At 54.5% G+C, this 20328-nt stretch carries 18 protein-coding genes; 8 read left to right on the forward strand and 10 right to left on the reverse strand.

What is annotated here, in order from left to right:
• Positions 1-337: 337 nt before the first annotated feature.
• A complete protein-coding gene (locus tag HPC62_RS19810) occupies positions 338-1462 on the reverse strand; it encodes a site-2 protease family protein (RefSeq protein ID WP_172358188.1) in 1125 nt (374 codons plus the stop codon).
• 348 nt (positions 1463-1810) lie between these two features.
• Between HPC62_RS19810 and HPC62_RS19815 the strand changes: the two genes are divergently transcribed.
• The 5 genes from HPC62_RS19815 (at position 1811) to HPC62_RS19835 (ending at position 7961) form a co-directional block, all read left to right on the forward strand.
• Positions 1811-2464 (forward strand): HAD hydrolase-like protein, encoded by a 654-nt coding sequence (locus HPC62_RS19815; protein WP_172358189.1) that lies wholly within the window; start codon positions 1811-1813, stop codon positions 2462-2464.
• 7 nt (positions 2465-2471) lie between these two features.
• Positions 2472-4106: an ATP-dependent DNA ligase gene (locus HPC62_RS19820; RefSeq protein ID WP_172358190.1), complete on the forward strand. Its 1635-nt coding sequence runs from the start codon at positions 2472-2474 to the stop codon at positions 4104-4106.
• 293 nt (positions 4107-4399) lie between these two features.
• Positions 4400-6340, forward strand: coding sequence for a sensor histidine kinase (locus HPC62_RS19825; protein WP_172358191.1), 1941 nt, complete (start codon positions 4400-4402; stop codon positions 6338-6340).
• An 86-nt stretch (positions 6341-6426) separates the two neighbouring features.
• A complete protein-coding gene (locus HPC62_RS19830; RefSeq protein ID WP_172358192.1) occupies positions 6427-7131 on the forward strand; it encodes a gamma-glutamyl-gamma-aminobutyrate hydrolase family protein in 705 nt (234 codons plus the stop codon).
• 56 nt (positions 7132-7187) lie between these two features.
• On the forward strand, positions 7188-7961 hold the full coding sequence (locus HPC62_RS19835; protein WP_172358193.1) for a glucose 1-dehydrogenase: 774 nt from the start codon (positions 7188-7190) through the stop codon (positions 7959-7961).
• A gap of 198 nt (positions 7962-8159) precedes the next feature.
• On the opposite strand, the gene HPC62_RS19840 is transcribed toward HPC62_RS19835, so the two are convergent.
• The 9 genes from HPC62_RS19840 to HPC62_RS19880 all read right to left on the reverse strand — a co-directional run bounded on the left by HPC62_RS19840 (position 8160) and on the right by HPC62_RS19880 (position 18513).
• Positions 8160-9473, reverse strand: a complete 1314-nt coding sequence (locus tag HPC62_RS19840) for an NF041680 family putative transposase (protein ID WP_172353244.1) — start codon at positions 9471-9473, stop codon at positions 8160-8162.
• A gap of 221 nt (positions 9474-9694) precedes the next feature.
• Positions 9695-10012, reverse strand: a complete 318-nt coding sequence (gene rpsJ, locus HPC62_RS19845) for a 30S ribosomal protein S10 (protein WP_068507455.1) — start codon at positions 10010-10012, stop codon at positions 9695-9697.
• A 125-nt stretch (positions 10013-10137) separates the two neighbouring features.
• A complete protein-coding gene (gene tuf / locus HPC62_RS19850) occupies positions 10138-11367 on the reverse strand; it encodes an elongation factor Tu (RefSeq protein ID WP_172358194.1) in 1230 nt (409 codons plus the stop codon).
• A gap of 26 nt (positions 11368-11393) precedes the next feature.
• On the reverse strand, positions 11394-13514 hold the full coding sequence (fusA, locus tag HPC62_RS19855; protein WP_172358195.1) for an elongation factor G: 2121 nt from the start codon (positions 13512-13514) through the stop codon (positions 11394-11396).
• 185 nt (positions 13515-13699) lie between these two features.
• A complete protein-coding gene (gene rpsG / locus HPC62_RS19860) occupies positions 13700-14170 on the reverse strand; it encodes a 30S ribosomal protein S7 (RefSeq protein ID WP_172358196.1) in 471 nt (156 codons plus the stop codon).
• A 377-nt stretch (positions 14171-14547) separates the two neighbouring features.
• Positions 14548-14934, reverse strand: coding sequence for a 30S ribosomal protein S12 (gene rpsL, locus HPC62_RS19865; protein ID WP_068507464.1), 387 nt, complete (start codon positions 14932-14934; stop codon positions 14548-14550).
• Positions 14935-15051: 117 nt separating this feature from the next.
• Complete coding sequence (locus HPC62_RS19870; protein ID WP_172358197.1) at positions 15052-15384, reverse strand: HesB/IscA family protein; 333 nt, start codon at positions 15382-15384, stop codon at positions 15052-15054.
• Positions 15385-15631: 247 nt separating this feature from the next.
• Positions 15632-15991, reverse strand: coding sequence for a cupin domain-containing protein (locus tag HPC62_RS19875; protein WP_225906850.1), 360 nt, complete (start codon positions 15989-15991; stop codon positions 15632-15634).
• Positions 15992-16518: 527 nt separating this feature from the next.
• On the reverse strand, positions 16519-18513 hold the full coding sequence (locus HPC62_RS19880) for a phosphodiester glycosidase family protein (protein WP_216655297.1): 1995 nt from the start codon (positions 18511-18513) through the stop codon (positions 16519-16521).
• Positions 18514-18963: 450 nt separating this feature from the next.
• Here HPC62_RS19880 and HPC62_RS19885 point away from each other — a divergent pair, with 450 nt between their 5' ends.
• The 3 genes from HPC62_RS19885 (at position 18964) to HPC62_RS19895 (ending at position 20282) form a co-directional block, all read left to right on the forward strand.
• A complete protein-coding gene (locus HPC62_RS19885; RefSeq protein ID WP_172353199.1) occupies positions 18964-19164 on the forward strand; it encodes a hypothetical protein in 201 nt (66 codons plus the stop codon).
• Between the two features lie 234 nt (positions 19165-19398).
• Entirely contained in the window at positions 19399-19590 is a 192-nt protein-coding gene (locus tag HPC62_RS19890; RefSeq protein ID WP_172358198.1) for a DUF4278 domain-containing protein, read from the forward strand.
• A 263-nt stretch (positions 19591-19853) separates the two neighbouring features.
• Positions 19854-20282 carry a hypothetical protein gene (locus HPC62_RS19895; RefSeq protein WP_172358199.1) on the forward strand — a complete coding sequence of 143 codons (429 nt, stop codon included), beginning with the start codon at positions 19854-19856 and terminating at the stop codon, positions 20280-20282.
• Positions 20283-20328 lie beyond the last annotated feature (46 nt).

A 20328-nucleotide genomic window follows, 5' to 3' on the forward strand; every position in this document is an offset into this window, starting at 1 on the left:
GAAGCACAGCCTGCACTCAATCCGGCTACGGCCAATCCCCAACCTATCAATCGAAGTCGTTGCCAAAAGGATTGGGAACAGTGCTGGGGCGGACGATAAAATTTCTGCATGGTTTTACGACCCATGTAATGCAAAATATCTCTGCAAGGCATCTCTGCAAGGCACTCCCGAAGCCCTTAGAGCTAATTTATGAAGCAAATCTTAAGAAGCCTGAAACTCTTGGCATGTGTGGCTTTGAGGTCATGTTTGCCCAGGAAAAGCGGTTTCTCGGAAATCCTTGATTAACAAGGCTTTCAGGCTCCTTTACAAATTAGCTCTTATCTCAATCATCCCCAAATTAGGCAGGCTGAGCTTCAGATTTCTTTTGAAGCGCCATCAAAATCGACGACTTTTCCAGCAGCCCCAGCACCGAACCATCTTCCGGTTTCACCACCGCCAGCGCGGGAACCTGCTCGCTCAGCAGGTCGATGACTTCCAGCAGCGGCGCAGTCGCGGGCACTGTCTGAACTCCTTCAGCAGCCTTCACCAACGACTGCACCGACACATCCCACCAGTCGTTGGTAGGCACTTGCTTCATATCATCCACCCAGATTTCGCCTGCCAGCTTACCCGCTTCATCTGTGACCAGATATTTTTTCCAACTCACCGGATTGCCGATGATGTGATTGTTTGCAAACTCGCGCAGAGAGCTTTGGGCCGGCACAATCGGGCTATTGGGAATGACTGCATCAGCAGCGGTCAAGCCGCTCATGAGTTCTTGCACGCTGGCTGCCTGCGCCGATCGCCCCGCATTTTGCAGCAAGAAAAAGCCCACCAGCAGCGTCCACACGCTGCCAATATTCGTCAGCCCCAGCGTCGCTGCCAGCCCCAGCCCAATCCCCAGCCAGCCAAACACCTGACCGACACGGCTGGCAAAGGCCAGACCCCGATAGGGTTTGCCCGTAATCTTCCAGACAATCGCCTTCAGCACGTTGCCCCCATCCAGCGGCAGCCCCGGAATCATGTTGAAAATGGCCAGAGCCAGGTTCACATAGGACAGCAGCGCCACCATCGCCGCCAGCGGCCCAGTAATACCGCTGAAGCTGCCGATGGCGTGCAGCACGCCAAACAGAAACAGGCTCACCAGGGGCCCGGCGATCGCCACTCGAAACGACTCACCCGGCGTTTTCGATTCTTCGCCCAGGCTAGCCAGCCCGCCAAAGATAAACAGCGTGATGGATTTTACCTCCGTGCCCTGGCGCAGCGCCACCCAGCTATGCCCCAATTCATGGGCCAGCACTGACGCAAACAGCAGGAGCGCCGTCACCAGCCCCAGCACCCAGGCCAGCGGCCCCAGTTGGGGAAACTGATAGCTCAGCCAGCTTCCGTCGTTCCACGTCACCAGCGCCAGCACCAAAAACCAGGACGGGTTGATGTAAAAAGGAATGCCAAAAAGACTGCCGACTCGCAGGTTATTTTCCATCGTGCATCACCGTATGTAATAAGGACCTAGTTGATGAGGGCTAATGAGTTGATGAGGGCTAATGAGGGCTTATGAATCTGCGGTTTTGCCTCTCTGTTTTGACGCTCTAGAGTTTTGACTCTCTAGAGATTTAACCTTGCCATCGGGCGATCGCTCACCCCGCAGCTTATGATGAAGGTTCAGTTTCTAGTTTAAGTTGCTGTTAAACTCACGCAGATCTCGCTCAGATCTGCCCAAGCTTTTGCTTAAACTTCTAATCTATCCCGGTTTACTGCGATCCTAGCGACAGATTGCCCGACCATTCACCCATCTCAGGCGGTAATATCCACCCCTCCCGATTCGGCTCTTGTGAAAACCATCCTGTTTGATTTCGATGGCACCATTGCAGATTCCTTCGATGCGGTGCTGCAAATTACCAATCGACTCGCCCGCGAATTTGGCTACGAACCTGCCAGCCCCAGCGAGATCAAGCGGCTGCAAAACCTGAGTTCGCGAGAAATCATTCGCCAGTCCAACATCCCCATGTTTCGGCTGCCGCTGCTGCTGCGCCGCCTAAAGTTGGAAATGAGCCAGGAAATTAACCATCTCCAGCCCATCGCCGGAATTCAGGCAGCGCTAGTGCTGCTCCAGCAGCAGGGACATCGCCTGGGCATTGTTACGTCCAACACAGCCGATAACGTCGTCGCCTTTTTGCGAAATCATCAAATGGAAGGACTGTTTGATTACATTCAGCCGGGTGTCGCGCTGTTTGGCAAAGGGCGCAGCATCCGCCGCATTGCTCGCCAACATCAGATTGATCCGGCTTCGCTGGTGTATGTGGGCGACGAGACGCGGGATATTGAGGCGGCCCAGGCGATCGCCATTCCAGTTATTGCCGTGGGCTGGGGCTTCAATTCCACTGCTGCGCTGGCCGCCTGCCACCCCGATGCCCTGGTGCAGGAGCCGGGGGAACTGGTAACGGCGATCGCCCAGCTTGACCGGCAAGAATCGCAAACGCCATAATCCGTGGATGCAGCGGTTTACCCAGCTATTTCAGGAAATTGACGCAACGACCTCGACCAACGCCAAGGTTGCTGCGCTACGGCGATATCTGCGCGAAGAAAATGCCGCAAATTCCGTCTGGGCGCTGTACCTGCTGCTGGGTAAAACGCGCAAGCGGCTGATCACCTCGCGGGTGCTGCGGGATATTTTCCTGCAAATTTCCGACATTCCCGAATGGCTGTTTGAAGACTGCTACGCGCAGGTCGGCGACTCGGCTGAGGTGATTGCGCTGCTGATGCAAAGCCACGCCACTCTGCAATTAGCGACACCAACGACACCCCTGGCCCAGACGGCTGAGAACCTGCCCCTGCACCTGTGGATGGAGGAGATCATTCCTCAAGCAAAGCAGGTCGAGTCGGAAGAAGACCTAAAAGACCTGGTAGTGTCGTGGTGGGCAGCCCTGACTCCGGCGGGCGTGTTTGTGCTGAACAAGGTGCTGACGGGCGCGTTTCGCATGGGCATGTCCGAGAAGCTGGTGATTCGGGCGATCGCCCAGGAGTTTAACATTCCCGAACCCGTGATGGCACATCGGCTGATGGGCGACTTTGAGCCGACAGTCGAGTTTTTTCAACACCTGACGCAGATTGAAGCCGCAGAAGCGCTCAGTTCGCCGACACGCCCCTATCCGTTTTTCCTGGCATCGCCGCTAGAAGAAGACCGATTCGCCACGGAAGACTTTTCGCGCTGGTGGGCCGAGTGGAAATGGGACGGCATCCGGGCGCAAATTATCCGCCGTGCAGGACAGGTCTTCATCTGGTCACGCGGCGAAGATTTAGTCACCGATCAGTTTCCTGAACTGGCATCCTATTTTCTAACGCTACCCGACGGACTGGTGTTCGACGGTGAAATCCTGTGCTGGGCGAATGGTCAGCCCCTTGGCTTCAACCATTTACAAAAGCGACTGGGACGAAAGCGCGTCACGCAAAAGATAATGCAGGAGAACCCGGTTCACTTCATCGCCTACGACCTGCTGGAATGCAACGGTGAAGACATTCGCGAAAAAGAACTGGGCGATCGCCGCACCCTATTAGAATCTGTCTTGCAAGCTGCCGATCCAACTTTTGTCACACTATCCAGCAGCCTATCGTTCAGTTCAATAGATGAATTGCGATCGCTCCGGGAACGCTCTCGCGAATGTGGTGCAGAGGGATTGGTGCTGAAGTCGGCGAACAGCCCCTACCTGGTTGGGCGAAAGCGCGGCTACTGGTGGAAATACAAAGTAGAACCTATGACGCTGGATGCGGTGCTGATCTACGCCCAAGCGGGCAGCGGCAAGCGGGCAAACCTGTTTACCGACTACACCTTTGCCCTGTGGCACGAGGGAACGCTGGTCTCCTTTGCGAAAGCCTATTCTGGGTTGGACAACGCCGAAATCGAAGCCCTCGACAAGTGGATTCGCAAGCACACGATCGAAAAGTTTGGACCCGTGCGATCGGTCGAACCTGTGCAGGTGTTCGAGATTGGCTTTGAAGGCATCCTCCGCTCCACTCGCCACAAATCGGGCATTGCTGTCCGCTTTCCCCGCATTCTGCGCTGGCGCACCGACAAGCCCGCCGCCGAAGCCGACACGCTAGAAGCCGCGTTTAAGCTGCTAGAGCGGTAGGGGAATCAGTGCAGAAACCCAGATTCAGTTCATAAGCCCCTTACATTTCCTCCGAATTTTCACTTGGACAACTCGCAGAAGATTTGCCATGCTGAGAGGTTAGAAGGCGCAGTCCATTAGACTTTGGCGTTCGGGGCGCAGGCAGCACATTTTGCTGAGCAGGTACATTAGACACGATACTTCAACGAAGACAGTCCTACAATAAGCCTTTGGGCAAAATTTCAACAAAATTGGGGTGCTGCGAGACTCGAGTAAACAATCCGACCCATCAACGCTTACAACGCTTATTTGGAATGGCTCTTTTACAACCTCCGGAGCGAACTGCGGCCAGCACCTTTTTGAGAGAATCCTCCCAAGTTACCGACCAGATCGGTAATGCCTTTGTGCTGAATTTGTATACGCGGGTTCGTGAAATTGAGGCGCTAGCCCGCGCGATGTCCACGATGGCAGAAACGCTACCGACCGTAGAATCCCTGATGCAGCAGGTGATCCCGCCGCTGTTGAATTTTCAAAATGACGGGGCGATCGCCGGTGGTGGGGTCTGGTTCGAGCCGTATGCCTTCGCGGGCGATCGCGAGCGCCAGAGCTTCTTTTGGGGACGTGATGCCGATGGGCGGCTCCAGTTTTTCGATGACTATAACCAGTGCGAGGTGGGCTATCACCAGGAAGCATGGTACGTCGCAGGGAAGTATGCCAAGCCTGGGCAGTGCGTCTGGAGCAAAGCCTACATGGACCCCCACTCTGGCGAACTGATGATTACCTGCACTGCCCCGGCCTATCGCCAGGGCGCTTTTTTAGGCGTGGTGACGGTTGATCTCAAGCTAGAAGGGCTGCAAGAGACCGTCAATCTGTGGCAGAAAAAGACAGGCGGCTACATTATCGTGCTGGACTATGGCAATCAGTTTATTGCCTTCCCCAAGCCAGATTGGGTGAAAAAAACGCAGACTCACGCCAGCGGAAAAGCCGTCGAAACGTTTATCACCTTGCAGGAAATGGTCGAGAAAAAACCGCTCTTCTTGCCACTCCTCAAGGCAGCGCAACTGGCAGATGAACAGACTTTTCAACCACTTCAAAGTCTGCCCACTTTGCCAAATGCGACGATGCCCATGCTGAGCGCTGAAAGTAAAGAAATCAGCCCCGAAGATGAGCAGCGGTTGGCAACGATTTTGACGATATCAAATAGCAGCGATCGCACGGATTATCTCCAGCAAAAGTTTGAGCTAGAGCAAGATGAACTGCTGCAAGAAATGGCGATCGCCTCGCTGTTTCAAGTTCCCAAAGTCTACTGGAAGGTGTTTATCGTCAAGCCCCGCTCAGAGATCGCCATCGCCACCCATAGCCTGATTCAGACTGATAAGATGGCCACGCTGGGTCAAATGGTGGCAGGTGTCGCCCATGAGGTAAACAATCCCCTCAATTTCGTCGTGGGGAACCTCAGCCATGCCAGCGCCCAAACCGAAGACTTGCTCAGCATTCTGCGGCTTTATCAGAAACACTATCCAGAGCCAGCAGCAGAGATTCAGCAGGCGATCGCCAGCGTCGATTTAGACTTTATTGCAGAAGACCTGCCGAAGCTGATTCGATCCATGAAAATGGGGGGCGATCGCGCTTTAGAAATCACCCAGCAGCTTCGCAACTTTTCTCGCATGGATGAGTCTGTTCGGCGGGCTACAAATCTGGTTCAAGAACTAGAAAATACTCTGGTTATTCTCGGTCATCGATTCAAGCCAAAGCGCGATCGCCCGCCGATTCAATTAATCAAAGAATATCAGGCAATTCCTGAAATCGAGTGCTATCCAGGACTGCTCAATCAGGTGTTTATGAATCTGCTGGTGAACGCGATTGATGCGCTTGAAGAGGGCATCCATTCTAAACAAGTCACCTATTCTAAACAAGTCATCTATTCTAAACACAGCAGTCCAGCACATGATTTTTGTCCCACCATTTGGATGCAGGTGAGTTTAGCCAACGACACCGACGTGCAGATTGATATTTCTGACAATGGCCCTGGCATCTCGCCCGAACGACAGGCCCGCCTGTTTGAGCCGTTTTTTACCACCAAGCCCACGGGCAAGGGTACTGGGCTGGGGCTGGCCATTTGCCGTCAAATCGTCGAGCAGCGCCACAGGGGCACTCTGACCTGTCAATCGACCCCATTTCAAAAAACAACGTTTACCGTGAGGCTGCCGCTTGCTATGATGCCCAAATCCTCCCCAGAGTCCTCGTCGATCTAGCCCATGCTGATGGCTCGGCATTGACGGATAGAGCGTATCTGCCATATCTATCAAGTGTATCTACCCACTGTGCGTTTCCTGACCGAATGCGATCGCCCCTGATTGGAATCACCACCTACAGCCGCAGCGAAGCAGGCGAGTTTACCCTGCCTGCCACCTACGTCGATGCCGTGCAGCTTGCGGGCGGGTTTCCCGTGCTGCTGCCGCCCGTCCAAGCCGACCCGACCGCGCTATTAGACACTCTGGATGGGCTAATTTTTTCTGGCGGCGGCGATATCGACCCCAGCGCCTATGGCGGCGAACCGCACCACACGATTTACCTGGTAGACGAGGAGCGCGACGAGTTCGAGCTGGCTTTGGCAAAGGCAGCTTTGACCGCGAACGTACCGACGCTGGGTATCTGCCGGGGAATGCAGGTCATCAGTGTCGCCAGTGGAGCCACGCTGATTACCCATGTGCCGGATGTCTATGGCGAGTCGGTCACCCACCGGCTCGATCATCCCCGTCGCCCGGTGCAGCATCCCGCCCAAGTGCAACCCGGCAGCCGCCTGGCCCAGATGCTGGGCACTACGCATCTTACGGTCGTCTCTTGGCATCACCAGGCGATTAAAACCTTGCCGGATTGCTGGCAGACTGTCGCCCACGCTGCCGACGGACTGATTGAAGCGCTAGAGCACAAGCACCATCCGTGGCTGTTCACCGTCCAGTGGCATCCAGAACTGTCGCCCGCCGACCCCAACCACCAGCGATTGTTTCAGTCACTCGTAGAAGCCGCCAGAGCCAAACCATGACCCCGGCTGCAACGCTCAGTATTCTCCTTTTAACCCCTAACCCCTAAATCCTAAACATGCGTCTATCAAATAAAGTTGCCCTGATTACTGGAGCCGGAAGCGGCATCGGGCGCGAGTCTGCGATTCTCTTTGCCAAAGAGGGCGCACAGGTGGCGGTGTGTGATGTAAACCTGGCCACGGCGACGGAAACGGTTAGCCTAATTGAGGCAGCGGGTGGAGAGGCGATCGCCATTCAGGCAGATGTCTCCAAAGCGGCAGACGCAAAGGCGATGATTGAGGCAGCTGAGGCAGCCTACGGCAAGCTAAATGTACTGTTTAACAATGCAGGCATCTTTCACGCGGCAGACGGCTCAGTGCTAGAAACCGAAGAAGACATCTGGGATCTGACCATTGATATCAATCTCAAAGGCGTGTTTCTCGGCTGCAAGTACGGCATTCCAGCGCTGCTGCGGGCTGGCGGCGGCTCAATTATCAACACTGCATCGTTTGTGGCGCTGATGGGCGCAGCAACCGCGCAAATCGCCTACACAGCCAGCAAGGGAGGCGTGTTGTCGATGACGCGAGAAATCTCCGTCGAATTCGCCCGGCAAAACATCCGCGCCAACGCCCTCTGCCCCGGCCCGGTAGAAACGCCGCTGCTGCAAGAGCTACTGGCAGATCCAGCCCGTCGCCAGCGCCGCCTGGTGCATATTCCCCCAGGACGCTTTGCCAAGGCAGTTGAAATGGCGCAGGCGGCCCTCTTCTTGGCCAGCGATGAATCGTCCTTCGTCAACGGCGCGACCTTCACGGTAGATGGCGGCATCACAGCAGCCTACGTGACCCCCGAATAGGTATAGATAGGGACAAAGGTACAGAGACAGGCGGCAAAACACATTGCCTTGCGCCCCTGGGCTTAATCTAGGACACGCTTTGGAACTTTAGTTTGGACTAACTGGCATCACAATAATGCTCAACAGGATGCCATAAAGAATCTGCTCAACCGTTCATAACAGTTGAACTTAAGGAATTGGATACAATCCTGCTCGCAGTTAAGCTGCTGTTGCAACCGGACTGTTCAGGGATTGTTCGGATGTCTTGCGTTTCGAGGCTCGTTTTTTGACCATCGGATAGCAGGGACGAGGAGTTGGCTTGTGCCCCTTGCCTCGTCCTGGCGATTTACCACGAGGTTTAGGCGCAGGAGCAGGGGTGCCAATCGCTGCCAAAATGCCTGCAAACGCTTGTGCGACCCGACCCGGAGTCAACGTTTCTTGCGGTGCCTGCCAGGGCAAGGGGTGGTCAGTACAGTCCTTTCGCGCTAACCACAACTGCCAACTGAGCAACGGCATCAGGCTGCTCCACTGTTCGGTTGCCGATACAGAACTGAACTGGGGATGTGTCCAATATAGCCTCTGCTTGGCAAAGCGATACCAGTGTTCAATGGCAAAGCGACGGAGGTAGTGCAACCACAGGGTTTCTAACGGAGGCATCTGCTCACCCAGCCAAACTAACCACAAAGGAGCCAAGCGTCGCGTGCTGCTCTGTGTCTCCAGCACCTCCACGCGCAACACTTCCATTGCCCGTTTGGGGGATTTGCGGAAATGGTATGCACTCCAACGACTGACCCGCACTCGTCCCCAGTTGGGATCATCGACTTCAACGGTTTCGACCGGGACACTCCAAGTGTCAGGGTCATTGAGTTTCATCTTATGTCCATGCTTGGCAGGTGCGCCTCGCCCTCGATACGCTGGGGGCGCGCCATAGACACATCGATTGGATGTAACCCGCAGCAGCAAGTCTGCCTCAATCCCTGCCGTTTGGTTGACAAAACTGGCATTGCCGTACCCTCGGTCGTAGATCGCCAACGGACGCACCGCTAACTGCCGAGTCACTTGTTTGAGTTGGAATGCCGCTTTACTGGCGGGTGTTTCAAAGCTGGTGATGCGCTCATGCCGCAATGGTAATGCCCAACTGCCCCTGTCTTCAGCAATCCAGGCTAAGGTACTGTAGTTTTGTCCGGCTATCGGGGCATGTCCTGTTCTGCCTGATAAGGTGCGGTCTTTCAAACGCCTGGCAGCAGGACGGTTCCACCGACTCGCATCACCTGCCAACAACGGTTGCTGCTGAGTCGGTATCTGCTGCACCAACAGCTTCAGCACCTTTGATCGGGGTAGGCGGCTATCGCGCAACGCTTCATAGGTGCTCGACCACTGGCGACGAAAGACAGGACTCTGCGATAGCCTCACAAACGACACGATGCACGCACTCACTAACACGGCATCCATCAGATCAAACAGGGCATCTCTGGCGTTTCCCAAGCTGGCATACAACGTTTGGCGAAATTGCTGAAGTTCGTTGAAAATCATGGGGTCAATGTTGGTTGTACTTCATTGACCTTACGGCAGTCGGTGCTTCTCATTGACTGCCTTCCTCTTCACCATTAGTCCAAACTAAAGTTTGGAAAAACCAAATGCAAAAATTTCTGGAAAGCGCTACTAAACACCACTCTCCAGAAATATTTCATAGCTCATTCAAAAAAAAGGCTGTTAATGCGGGGAAGCCCAGTGCTGAGGCTTTGAGCCACACTTTACAGCTTGACCTCGATATCCACGCCTGCTGGCAAATCTAGCTTCATCAGCGCGTCAATTGTCTTGGAGGAAGGCTGATAAATATCGATAATCCGGCGGTGAGTGCGTGTCTCGAAGTGTTCGCGGGAGTCTTTGTCAACGTGGGGCGATCGCAGGACACAATAAATCCGCCGCTTGGTGGGCATTGGAATAGGGCCAATCGCTGTAGCGTTCGTGCGATTTGCCGTTTCCACAATTTTTTCGCAGGAGGTATCCAAAAGACGACGGTCAAACGCCTTTAGGCGAATCCGAATTTTTTGCTGCTGAAGAGTTGCCATCTAAAACTATCCAAATTTCAAGGTTCAGAGTTACGTAACCGAAGGCTAGGAATCAAAAATTGACCCTCTAAAAGCACTACTCCGGCCTCACATCCAGAAAAAGCCGGAGTAGCGCTCAAAAGGAACTACTTGATGATCTTCGAGACCACGCCTGCACCGATGGTGCGGCCGCCTTCACGGATCGCAAAGCGCATTCCCTGCTCAATGGCGATCGCATTGATCAGTTCAACGTTCACCTTAATGCGGTCACCCGGCATCACCATCTCTGCATTGCTGCCATCATCAGCCGTAAATGCCTTGATGGTACCCGTCACGTCGGTGGTTCGTACATAGAACTGAGGCTTGTAGCCCGCAAAGAAGGGCGTTTTGCGGCCGCCTTCCTTCTCAGTCAGCACGTACACCTCACCCTCAAACTCAGTATGAGGCGTAATCGTACCCGGCTTGGCGATCACCATCCCACGCTCGATGTCTTCTTTTTTGAGACCTCGGAGCAACAAACCTGCGTTATCGCCGGCCAAACCCTCGTCCAAGCTCTTCTTGAACATCTCGATGCCCGTCACCGTGGTCTTCCGAGTGTCACGCAGGCCCACCAGCTCAACCTCCTCGTTGACCTTGATCTTGCCACGCTCAATCCGGCCAGTTGCCACAGTGCCACGGCCCGTGATGGTGAACACATCTTCCACCGCCATCAAGAAAGGTTTATCAATATCACGCTCAGGAGTCGGGATGTATTCGTCCACAGCATCCATGAGTTCGTAGATCTTGTCCACCCACTCGTTTTGACCCCGCTGAGTCTTCGGATCTTTGATCATGGCTTCCAGCGCCATCAGACCAGAACCCCGGATGATGGGCAGGTCGTCACCAGGAAACTCGTACTCGCTGAGCAGTTCACGCAGTTCCAGTTCGACCAGTTCCAGCAGTTCCTCGTCATCCAGTTGGTCAACCTTATTCAGGAACACCACAATGCTGGGAACACCCACCTGGCGAGCCAGCAGAATGTGTTCCTTGGTCTGGGGCATCGCACCATCAGTAGCAGCCACCACCAGGATAGCGCCGTCCATCTGCGCCGCACCCGTGATCATGTTCTTCACGTAGTCAGCGTGTCCAGGGCAGTCCACGTGAGCATAGTGACGGTTCTCAGTCTCATACTCCACATGAGCCGTATTGATCGTGATGCCCCGAGCCTTCTCCTCAGGGGCAGCATCAATCTCATCATACTTACGAGCCTGAGCTTGCCCAAGAGCAGCCAGCGTCATCGTGATCGCGGCAGTCAGAGTCGTTTTGCCGTGATCCACATGACCAATCGTACCAATGTTGACGTGAGGCTTGGTTCTTTCAAATTTTGCGCGTGCCATGAATTTACTTGTCCCTTTCTCCTGAGTTAAGCGTTCCCTTTGCTCTTGGCAATGATGGTTTCAGCCACATTGCGAGGCACCTCCTCATAGTGGCTAAACTCCATCGTGAATATGCCACGACCCTGGGTTTTCGACCGGATATCGGTCGCATAACCGAACATTTCCGCTAGCGGCACCTTAGAGGTAACCTTAGCAGTACCCTGTTCGGTGTCCTGGCCCTCAATCTGGCCTCGACGAGAGTTGAGGTCGCCAATGACGCTCCCAATGAAATCTTCGGGAACCTCAACCTCAACCTTCATCATAGGTTCCAACAGGACAGGCGCTGCCTTCAGCACAGCATTCTTGACCGCCATTGATCCAGCAATCTTGAATGCCATTTCTGAAGAGTCCACCTCGTGGTATGACCCATCCACCAGCGTGACCTTTAGGTCAATCACCGGATAACCTGCCAGAATCCCAGATTCGCAGGCTTCTTTCATGCCCTGCTCAGCGGGCCCAATGTATTCCTTAGGAACCGCACCGCCGACGATCTTGGACACAAACTCAAAGCCAGTACCCGGTTCACCCGGCTCCACTTCAATCACAACGTGGCCGTACTGACCCTTACCACCACTCTGGCGAACAAATTTGCCCTCTTCCCGAACTGCCTTGCGGATCGTCTCGCGGTAGGCAACCTGAGGCGCGCCAACGTTGGCTTCCACCTTGTATTCTCGCTTCATCCGATCCACCAGAATGTCGAGGTGAAGCTCACCCATGCCCGCAATCACAGTCTGGTTCGTTTCGGCATCAACGTGAACTCTGAAGGTGGGGTCTTCTTCTGCCAAAGCTTGCAGAGCCTTGGACAGCTTCTCCATGTCCTGCTTGGTTTTGGGTTCCACCGCGACAGAGATCACAGGCTCAGGAATAAACAGAGATTCCAGAATAATTGGATTTGCCTCGTCGCAGATTGTGTCACCTGTAAAGGTATCTTTCAGACCTAGAGCCGCACCCAAGTCGCCAGCCCGAAGTTCTTCCACTTCTTGGCGATCATCTGCCTTCAGAACGATTAGACGAGAAATCCGCTCCTTCTTGCCCTTAGTTGCGTTGTAGACGTAGCTGCCCTTAGTCAGCACGCCGGAGTAAACCCGGATGAAGGTCAGGCGGCCGTAGGGATCAGCCATAATCTTGAACGCCAGAGCAGCCAGAGGCTCTTCGTCATCGGCATTACGAGACGCAACGCTGCCGTCAGGCAAAGTGCCCTGAATAGGAGGAACTTCCAGGGGAGAAGGCAGATAGTCCACCACTGCATCCAGCAGCAGTTGAACACCCTTGTTCTTGAAAGCAGAACCACAGAACATAGGGACAATCTGACCCGAAATCGTGCCCTTGCGGAGGGCAGCCCGGATTTCGTCTTCGGTCAGTTCTTCGCCTTCGAGGTATTTTTCGGTCAGCGCGTCATCGGTTTCGGCGGCGGCTTCAACCAATTTGACCCGATATTCCTCAGCCAGTTCGCGAATTTCTTCGGGAATTTCCGTTTCCTGGATGTCTGTACCTAGATCGTTGGTGTAGATATAAGCACGCATCCGAACCAGATCGACAATCCCTTTCAGATTGTCTTCACTGCCGATGGGAAGCTGCGCCGGAACGGCATTTGCCCGGAGGCGATCGCGCACCTGGTTATAAACCTTGAAGAAATCCGCACCCGTGCGATCCATCTTGTTAACAAAGACGATCCGGGGAACTTTGTAGCGATCGGCCTGCCGCCAAACGGTCTCGGTCTGCGGCTGTACACCTCCCACCGAACACAGAACCGTAATCACACCATCCAGCACACGCATTGAGCGTTCCACCTCAATGGTGAAGTCTACGTGACCGGGAGTGTCGATGATGTTAATGCGATGCTCTGGCTCTCCAGCAAGCGGCTGGGTGGGATCTTTCGGGTCGCGGCGCGTCCAAGCAGTGCTGATAGCCGCTGCCGTGATGGTAATCCCGCGTTCTCGCTCCTGAGCCATCCAGTCGGTGACAGCGGTTCCTTCATGAACCTCGCCCATTTTGTGGACGACACCGGAGTAGAACAGGATACGCTCGGTGGTGGTAGTTTTGCCCGCATCAATGTGGGCTGCAATACCAATGTTTCTAACTCTTTCTAGCGGGATACTTCGTGCCACGGCTACCTCCTTAAGTGCTTGCCGCCAAATGTTCGCATAACTGCGTCTGTGATGCATCTGTTAAGATTCTATACTTTATCTTTCACACCCGGTTCACACCCCTTGAAAATCACAAGGTGCGATTTCACCTCAGAAGATAAAGTCCCTACCTACAGTGGAAAACCAGAGGAGTTCCAACAGATTGCTCAGTAGCGATAATGGGCAAATGCTTTGTTCGCTTCAGCCATTTTGTGCGTTTCTTCGCGCTTACGAATTGAACTGCCCGTCTCATTTGCAGCATCCATCAACTCGTTTGCCAACTTCCCAGCCATTGTTCGACCAGAACGAGAGCGAGAAAACTGAATCAGCCAGCGCAGGGCCAGAGCCGTACCGCGATCCGATCGCACTTCCATCGGAACCTGATAGGTCGCACCGCCCACCCGACGAGCCTTCACCTCAACCAGAGGAGTTGCATTTTTCACTGCCCGTTCGAAGGTTTCGAGCGGATCAGACCCAGTTCGCTCTTGAATCAAATCAAAAGCGTCATAGACAATGCCGTATGCCAGGGATCGCTTGCCTGAGCGCATGATTCGCCGAACGATCATGCTAACCAGGCGGCTATTGTACTTGGGGTCTGGGGGAACCGGACGCTTTTGAATGACGGTACGGCGAGACATAACTTTAGTAGCCCTTGTGTTTTGTAGACCTTTAAGAAGAGTGGACAGTAAAGATAGAACCGACTGAGAGAAACCTGGCAAAACCCGAAGAGAATCCTGATGAAAGCGCCAGGCAAACAGGCACTTGGGCAACCTACAACTTGAGCCTGTAAGCCCGTCAGGATACAAAGTGCTGGGAACCGGACTCGAAACTCCGAAAACCTAACACGCTCTAACGCAGCCGATGTAAAGAAGAATAGAGCTAAATCGTCAGACGCTATTCTAAATCAACAGATTCAAGCAGACTTAAGCTTCGAGAAGCCGCCGAGAGAAGACTTGGCGCATCGCCCAATTCAAAACTTAGATCCAACCTAAGCAGCACTACTTACTAAGCAGCACTACTTAGCAGCCGCGGGCTTAGGACGCTTCGCGCCGTATTTCGAGCGGCCCTGCTTCCGATCCTTCACACCTGCTGTGTCCAGGGTGCCGCGAATGATGTGATAGCGGACACCCGGAAGATCCTTAACCCGACCTCCTCGAATCATCACCACCGAGTGCTCTTGCAGGTTGTGGCCAATCCCAGGGATATAGGCAGTCACCTCAAAGCCAGAGGTCAGGCGAACCCGCGCCACTTTGCGGAGGGCGGAATTGGGCTTCTTAGGAGTTGTTGTGTAGACGCGAGTGCAAACCCCTCGGCGCTGGGGACAGCTCTTGAGCGCCGGGGACTTCGTTTTTGAACTTGCTTTCTGACGTTCGCTCCGAATGAGTTGTTGGATAGTAGGCATGGACTCTGGCGTATTTTGCCGATAGACGGGTCAAGTTTTCACAGTCTTCAATCTTACCGAGTTTTCCGAGGTTCTGTCAAATTTGGCTGAGAGAGCCAAGAGATTAGCTCATACGGACTACACATCTGCCACAACAAAGGAGTGTCCGCACTCACAGGTGGCGATCGCCCTTGGGTTCTGAAAGCGAAACGCTCCACCCATCAAGTCTTCTGAGTAGTCCAGCAAAACCCCTTCCACATAGGGAAGGCTCTGGGCATCGACGACAATTCGGATTTGCTCAGACTCGTAAATGCGATCGCCCGGCGAGGAGACTTCCGCCAAACCGATGGTATACATTGTTCCCATGCAGCCACCCGGCTGAACTCCTAGCCGAAACAGCGCCGTGGGAGCAGACTGAGTTCTTTGAAACCGCTCAATTTCTCTGGCGGCGGCTGGACTGAGTTGCACCATCGACTTGCTGCACCGTCAAGGCTTAGACAAAACAAAACCTAAGTTACCGGGCGCACTGATGCCATATAGGCAACACTGCGTTGTCTATACTAGCGCGAATTTGAGCAGATGGTTTCAAAACAAAAACCTGGGGCGATCGCACTGACCACTCCAGGCTTTTGACAACTCCAACTTGCTTCAACGTTTTGAGCAGGTTGGCAATGATTATTGGGTATCGTTGGATGCTATTAACTACTTAGCACAGCAACTATTGGGTACGGGCGTAGTCGTCCTGATAGCGAACAATGTCGTCTTCACCCAGGTATTCACCGTTTTGCACCTCGATCAGCACCAGCGGGATCACGCCAGGATTTTCCAATCGGTGGGCTGTGCAGGGCGGAACATAGGTGGACTGATTGCTAAATAACAGGGTTTCTTGTTCAGCACAGGTGACGCGGGCAGTGCCAGACACCACAATCCAATGCTCGCTGCGGTGATGGTGCATCTGAAGGCTGAGGCGATGTCCTGGTTTCACCTCAATGCGCTTAATCTTGTAGCCCCGACCTTCTTCCAGCACAGTAAACGATCCCCAGGGGCGCAGTTCTGTTGCTGCAACGCCCTTCGTCAGCGCGGACGCAGGTGAAGAGGGAAGGGTAGAAGGCGCTACTTCTTTTGCTTGAGTCACAGTCTTTTACTCCTTAAAAACGACATCGCTCGAAACTAAAGTTGCGTTCAAAGCTGCGTTGACAGAAATGGCGTGATAAAGGCTAGCCGCCTGAAGACTCTTCAGAACTTTGGATGTGCATCAGGACAATAGGCACGCCAGACCCGATCACCTAAAGAAATACTTGCAGAAGATATAAAAGTCCCGAAGCCTGGAAGCCCGAACCCCAAGCCAAGAGCGATCGCCCACCTGTGCAAAACCATACCAACATTCTCCAGGGGTTACCAGTGTCTATTCCACCAACCAGGCAGGATTTATCAACCCCTTGAACGACAGCGGTAAAACTTCGTCTAATCTTTAAACTAAGCGCATGTCACCGCAAAATGAATCCCAAGAAATGCTGATCTGTGCAGGGCTGTGCAGGCAAAACTGTGCAGGCAAACCATTAGACGGCGAGGCATTCTGGCTCTTTTCAACTTGCTCTTCTCAACTTATTGCGGGTTTTGCAGGAATATACCGATGGCATTGTGAACCCGACCTGCCGTGTTGGCCGGGCGGTTAATTAACTGCCCGCCGAGATAGAGAGAGCTAGAACTCCCACCATCCAGGTTGAGCGCGGCCACAGAGCCAAGCCTCTGCATCACCTGCGCCATCTCACTCAGAGACGGGCCAGGGCCACCCACTCGCGGATGGACTGCTGTCAAGATTAGAGTGCCCTCTGCCCGTCTGCCAATTGCACTCCGGATCGCAAGTTCCTGAATAAATGCGTCCGAAAACCCTTCTCCTCTAGCATCCAGAACAACTTGACCATTTTGAACCAGCAGCGGCCCAGCCCCCAGAATGTTGGGAAAGCGGTCAAATTCGGCGGGTAGCGTAGCCGACTCGTAGCGGACGCTGCTGCCAGGGACAAAGGCATTCACTAGGAGATCGTTGCCCCGCAATACCAGCAAATAGCCATCCGTCGGGATTGGAAACGTCGGTCTGGGCAGATCGGCAGGCGGTGAGGGATCACCCGTCTGGGGGGCGCTGGCAACCTGGCTGGCCACCACTTGACGAGCCACCACCTGATCGTTGCGGACGGTCACCACCGTCTCTCCATCGGTGATGGGCGTGTAGGTGCTGCCCCACTCGCGGGTATAGCGGCAGATACCCGCTCCCACTAGGCCGCTGTTGAGCGAGAGGATGGGAAAGCGATCGCCCACGGCTCCGGCCACAACCGGACTCACGGACTCTCGCAGCACCAGGCGGCTCATCAACCAGTCCCCCGCCCCAGACCAGCCCACCGCGCCCCGTCCCAAAATCGGGCCAGACACCCAGCGATTTTCGGTGCGAATCGCACCCAATGGAAGCTGATTGTTTCGGTTAAAAAACCCTGCATTGATCGCCGCTGCCACCTGCCAGCGCTGGGCTGTGCGAATCAGGGGTGCAGTGCCCACGGCCGTCTCCGGATCAGTCCAGATGGGGCGCAGGGATATCCCCGGCTGGCGGAGATCTAGTTCTAGCAGGTAAACCGGAAACCGAGCCGCGCCCACCGCAACGTATTGCTGTCGCCAAGTGATGCCCGGTGCCCAGTGGATCGTGCGCTCCAGCATCGAGTCCGAACGCACGTCAATCACCAGCCGCGCCGGGTTGGGCAGCATAGAAATGCGGGGACGCAACCGCGCCGAGAGGTTGGCTCGAATCTGCGTGCGATCGCCCGCCGTGGAAATCGTCAGCCCCGTGATGACATTGCCCGGTTCGCGGTTGAGCGTTTCAGCAAGCTGCTGGGCCATCGCGGGATCGATCGCCCCGTCCAGCGTCACGGTAAAACTCGTCGCCTCCTCGGCCACACGCCAGGGAATCGGCCGGTTCAAATCTACCACCAGGCGATCGCCCCAGGCCTGCTTGCCTTGTCGCACATTACTAATCTGCCCTCGCGGGGTAACGATTTGCAACGATGGCCCGTTGACGGAGACATTCCAGCCGAGCGATCGCGCCAGATCGGTCACATTCACATAGCGATGCTGCGGGGTCAGCCAGCTTCCTAACACAAGCGGCTGTTGCAACGGCTCTGTAAACCACTGTACGGGCTGCTGCTGAGGCGCAGCATTGCTCAACAAATGAACACCAAGCGTCTGAGCCAGGTCTACATCCGCCACACCGACCCGCCGCTGCCAGACCGTCCACGCCCCCGGCAGAGTTTGACCGTTGATCACCAGTTGCCTGCCCTGGGTGACCAGTTCCCCCACGGGTGCTGCCTGCGCCAGGTTGGGAGTCCAGGCGGCCCCAATTGCCGCAGACTGCATCCTGGCTGGCTGCTTGGACTGGGCTGCGGTGTCGCTGGCCAGGGTGCCATAGATCCCGCCTGCCAACAGCGGCAACGCCAGCCAGCCCAACAACCTAGTCTGCCACAGGCGCGGCTGGCGTATCCCGTGCCGACGCAACGCAGCAGACCGACGAGAAGCAGGCAGTTTACGAGGCTGCTGACGCAGAAAGTCGAATTTCACCACGGCACCGTAACCCTATTGCTGGAAAGATTGCTGAAACGCTTGCTGAAACGCTTGCTGGGGCGATCGCTAAGCCCATTGCAAACGCAAGATCCCTGACGCGCCATCTGGGATCAGAGTTTCTGTCTGGTGGGCTGTTGCGATTTGGGGGCGATCGCTTGTGGACTCCAATCTACTCGTGGACTCCAATCTAGAGGATGACTGCGGGCAACGGCAGCCCCTCTCAATGTTTCGCAAATTTCGCAAATAGTTCGCAAATCTCGAAAATCCTATCTCGAACGTGCTGCAAATTTCGTTTCCCGACGTTCATTCCCAGATCGCTCACAAAGCCTCGATCACAAAGCCAGAACCGCTGCCTGAAGCCCGATCCTTGCCAAGATGCATAACTCCGTCTGGCGCAGCCGATAAATCTTTGTAGGCACAGGAAAGTCGCTTGCCGAGGATCACGCTATGAACACCCCTTGGAAACGCCTCCTTCAAAAAACCGCTGGCTGGCTGGTAGTCGAAGTGATGATGAACCTGACCGGGCTGGACACGCTGGCAGACTTTGGCGAGTTTCTGTTTGACCTGCGCCCGGTGGCGCTCCAGTCCCAACCCTCCGACCTGATCACCACTCTGCATCAGCCCTCTGTCCCGGCTTGGATGGGCTGAGCATGAGCCAGTTTAAGGACTAAAGAACATGGCACGCTGCTCATTTTGAAGCAATCTTGGAGCAATCATCGATCTCGCCGCGCTCCAACAATCGTGATTGAAATCACACCCCATTGCGACAGCAAACACAAGCACCGTCCTGGAATCTTGGTGAATTAGGCTGAATTCCAAAATAGGTCAAAACGCACCCCCAAAGGCCACTTCAGGTCTTTATTCAAATCAGGAGAAGCCCCCATGAATTCCTTTTCATCTAACTCCCAGCCCGAGTTTGAGTCTGCTGAGGCGATCGCCCAATCATCGATCATTTTCGGAAAATATCGCGGCAGTATGATCGCCTTTCAGGGACATTTATCGAAACCCCAGGAAGTCCCTAATTCAGCACTTTTGTTGCGCTATCGGGGCGTGTTTTACCTGAAGCCTCAATGAGCCGAGAATCAAAATCCGCCATTCCAAAATCCGCCATTCATTGACTCGTTGATTTCCTCATTCATTTGCCCATTTATTTGCCCATTAATTTGCAGAAATGAATCGAGATGCCTCCAGTCCTCTGCGGTTTACTCAATTTGGCTTTACCCGCTCTTAGTCATGCGTGAATAAGTTGAACTGTACGCCTCAAGCGTGATAGTTTCTGGAGGTCTAGATCTGGAGATTTAAACCCATCCAGAGACTCCGCTTGAGGCGATCGCACCATGCAGTTTGGCCCCGGTTTCACCGCTACATTTCTGTACTACTTCGCCAGCACTGCGCTTGTGTTTACGCTGGTCACAGCGCTATCACTGGACACGGCGATCGCAGGGGTTCCGCAGCAGGTCGGGCTAATGGGCGGCCTGCTGGGCGGGCTAATCGGGGCCTACTTCAACCGCTCGGTGTCCGTCGAGTTGCCCTTCAAAAGCAAAAAGACCTTCTGGAAGCAGCTAGACCCTATCCTCTCAGACTTGGGCTATCGGCTCCGCGAGGATGCGCCAGAAACCGAGGGTTCAGAAGAGATTCGGGTCTATGAGCGCGAGGGGCTGCAAAAAGCGCTGTCGGGGAAAATATACGTGCAGCTTGAAAAAGATACAGCAACGCTGGCAGGACGGGCCGTGCAGGTCAAAGCCATCCGCAAACGGCTGGACTGAGCCAAAACACTGTTTGTGCAGTTCGCCACTAGACACACCTAAACCC

This window comes from Thermoleptolyngbya sichuanensis A183 (genome assembly GCF_013177315.1).
Lineage (GTDB): Bacteria > Cyanobacteriota > Cyanobacteriia > Elainellales > Elainellaceae > Thermoleptolyngbya > Thermoleptolyngbya sichuanensis.

Coding starts and splice junctions, on each gene's coding strand:
- HPC62_RS19885 (WP_172353199.1), top strand. CDS start 18,964: ATGAACACCCCTTGGAAACGCCTCCTTCAAAAAACCGCTGGCTGGCTG.
- HPC62_RS19810 (WP_172358188.1), bottom strand. CDS start 1,462: ATGGAAAATAACCTGCGAGTCGGCAGTCTTTTTGGCATTCCTTTTTAC.
- HPC62_RS19835 (WP_172358193.1), top strand. CDS start 7,188: ATGCGTCTATCAAATAAAGTTGCCCTGATTACTGGAGCCGGAAGCGGC.
- HPC62_RS19820 (WP_172358190.1), top strand. CDS start 2,472: ATGCAGCGGTTTACCCAGCTATTTCAGGAAATTGACGCAACGACCTCG.
- HPC62_RS19870 (WP_172358197.1), bottom strand. CDS start 15,384: ATGGTGCAACTCAGTCCAGCCGCCGCCAGAGAAATTGAGCGGTTTCAA.
- rpsJ (WP_068507455.1), bottom strand. CDS start 10,012: ATGGCAACTCTTCAGCAGCAAAAAATTCGGATTCGCCTAAAGGCGTTT.
- rpsG (WP_172358196.1), bottom strand. CDS start 14,170: ATGTCTCGCCGTACCGTCATTCAAAAGCGTCCGGTTCCCCCAGACCCC.
- HPC62_RS19895 (WP_172358199.1), top strand. CDS start 19,854: ATGCAGTTTGGCCCCGGTTTCACCGCTACATTTCTGTACTACTTCGCC.
- HPC62_RS19840 (WP_172353244.1), bottom strand. CDS start 9,473: ATGATTTTCAACGAACTTCAGCAATTTCGCCAAACGTTGTATGCCAGC.
- rpsL (WP_068507464.1), bottom strand. CDS start 14,934: ATGCCTACTATCCAACAACTCATTCGGAGCGAACGTCAGAAAGCAAGT.
- HPC62_RS19830 (WP_172358192.1), top strand. CDS start 6,427: ATGCGATCGCCCCTGATTGGAATCACCACCTACAGCCGCAGCGAAGCA.
- HPC62_RS19825 (WP_172358191.1), top strand. CDS start 4,400: ATGGCTCTTTTACAACCTCCGGAGCGAACTGCGGCCAGCACCTTTTTG.
- tuf (WP_172358194.1), bottom strand. CDS start 11,367: ATGGCACGCGCAAAATTTGAAAGAACCAAGCCTCACGTCAACATTGGT.
- HPC62_RS19890 (WP_172358198.1), top strand. CDS start 19,399: ATGAATTCCTTTTCATCTAACTCCCAGCCCGAGTTTGAGTCTGCTGAG.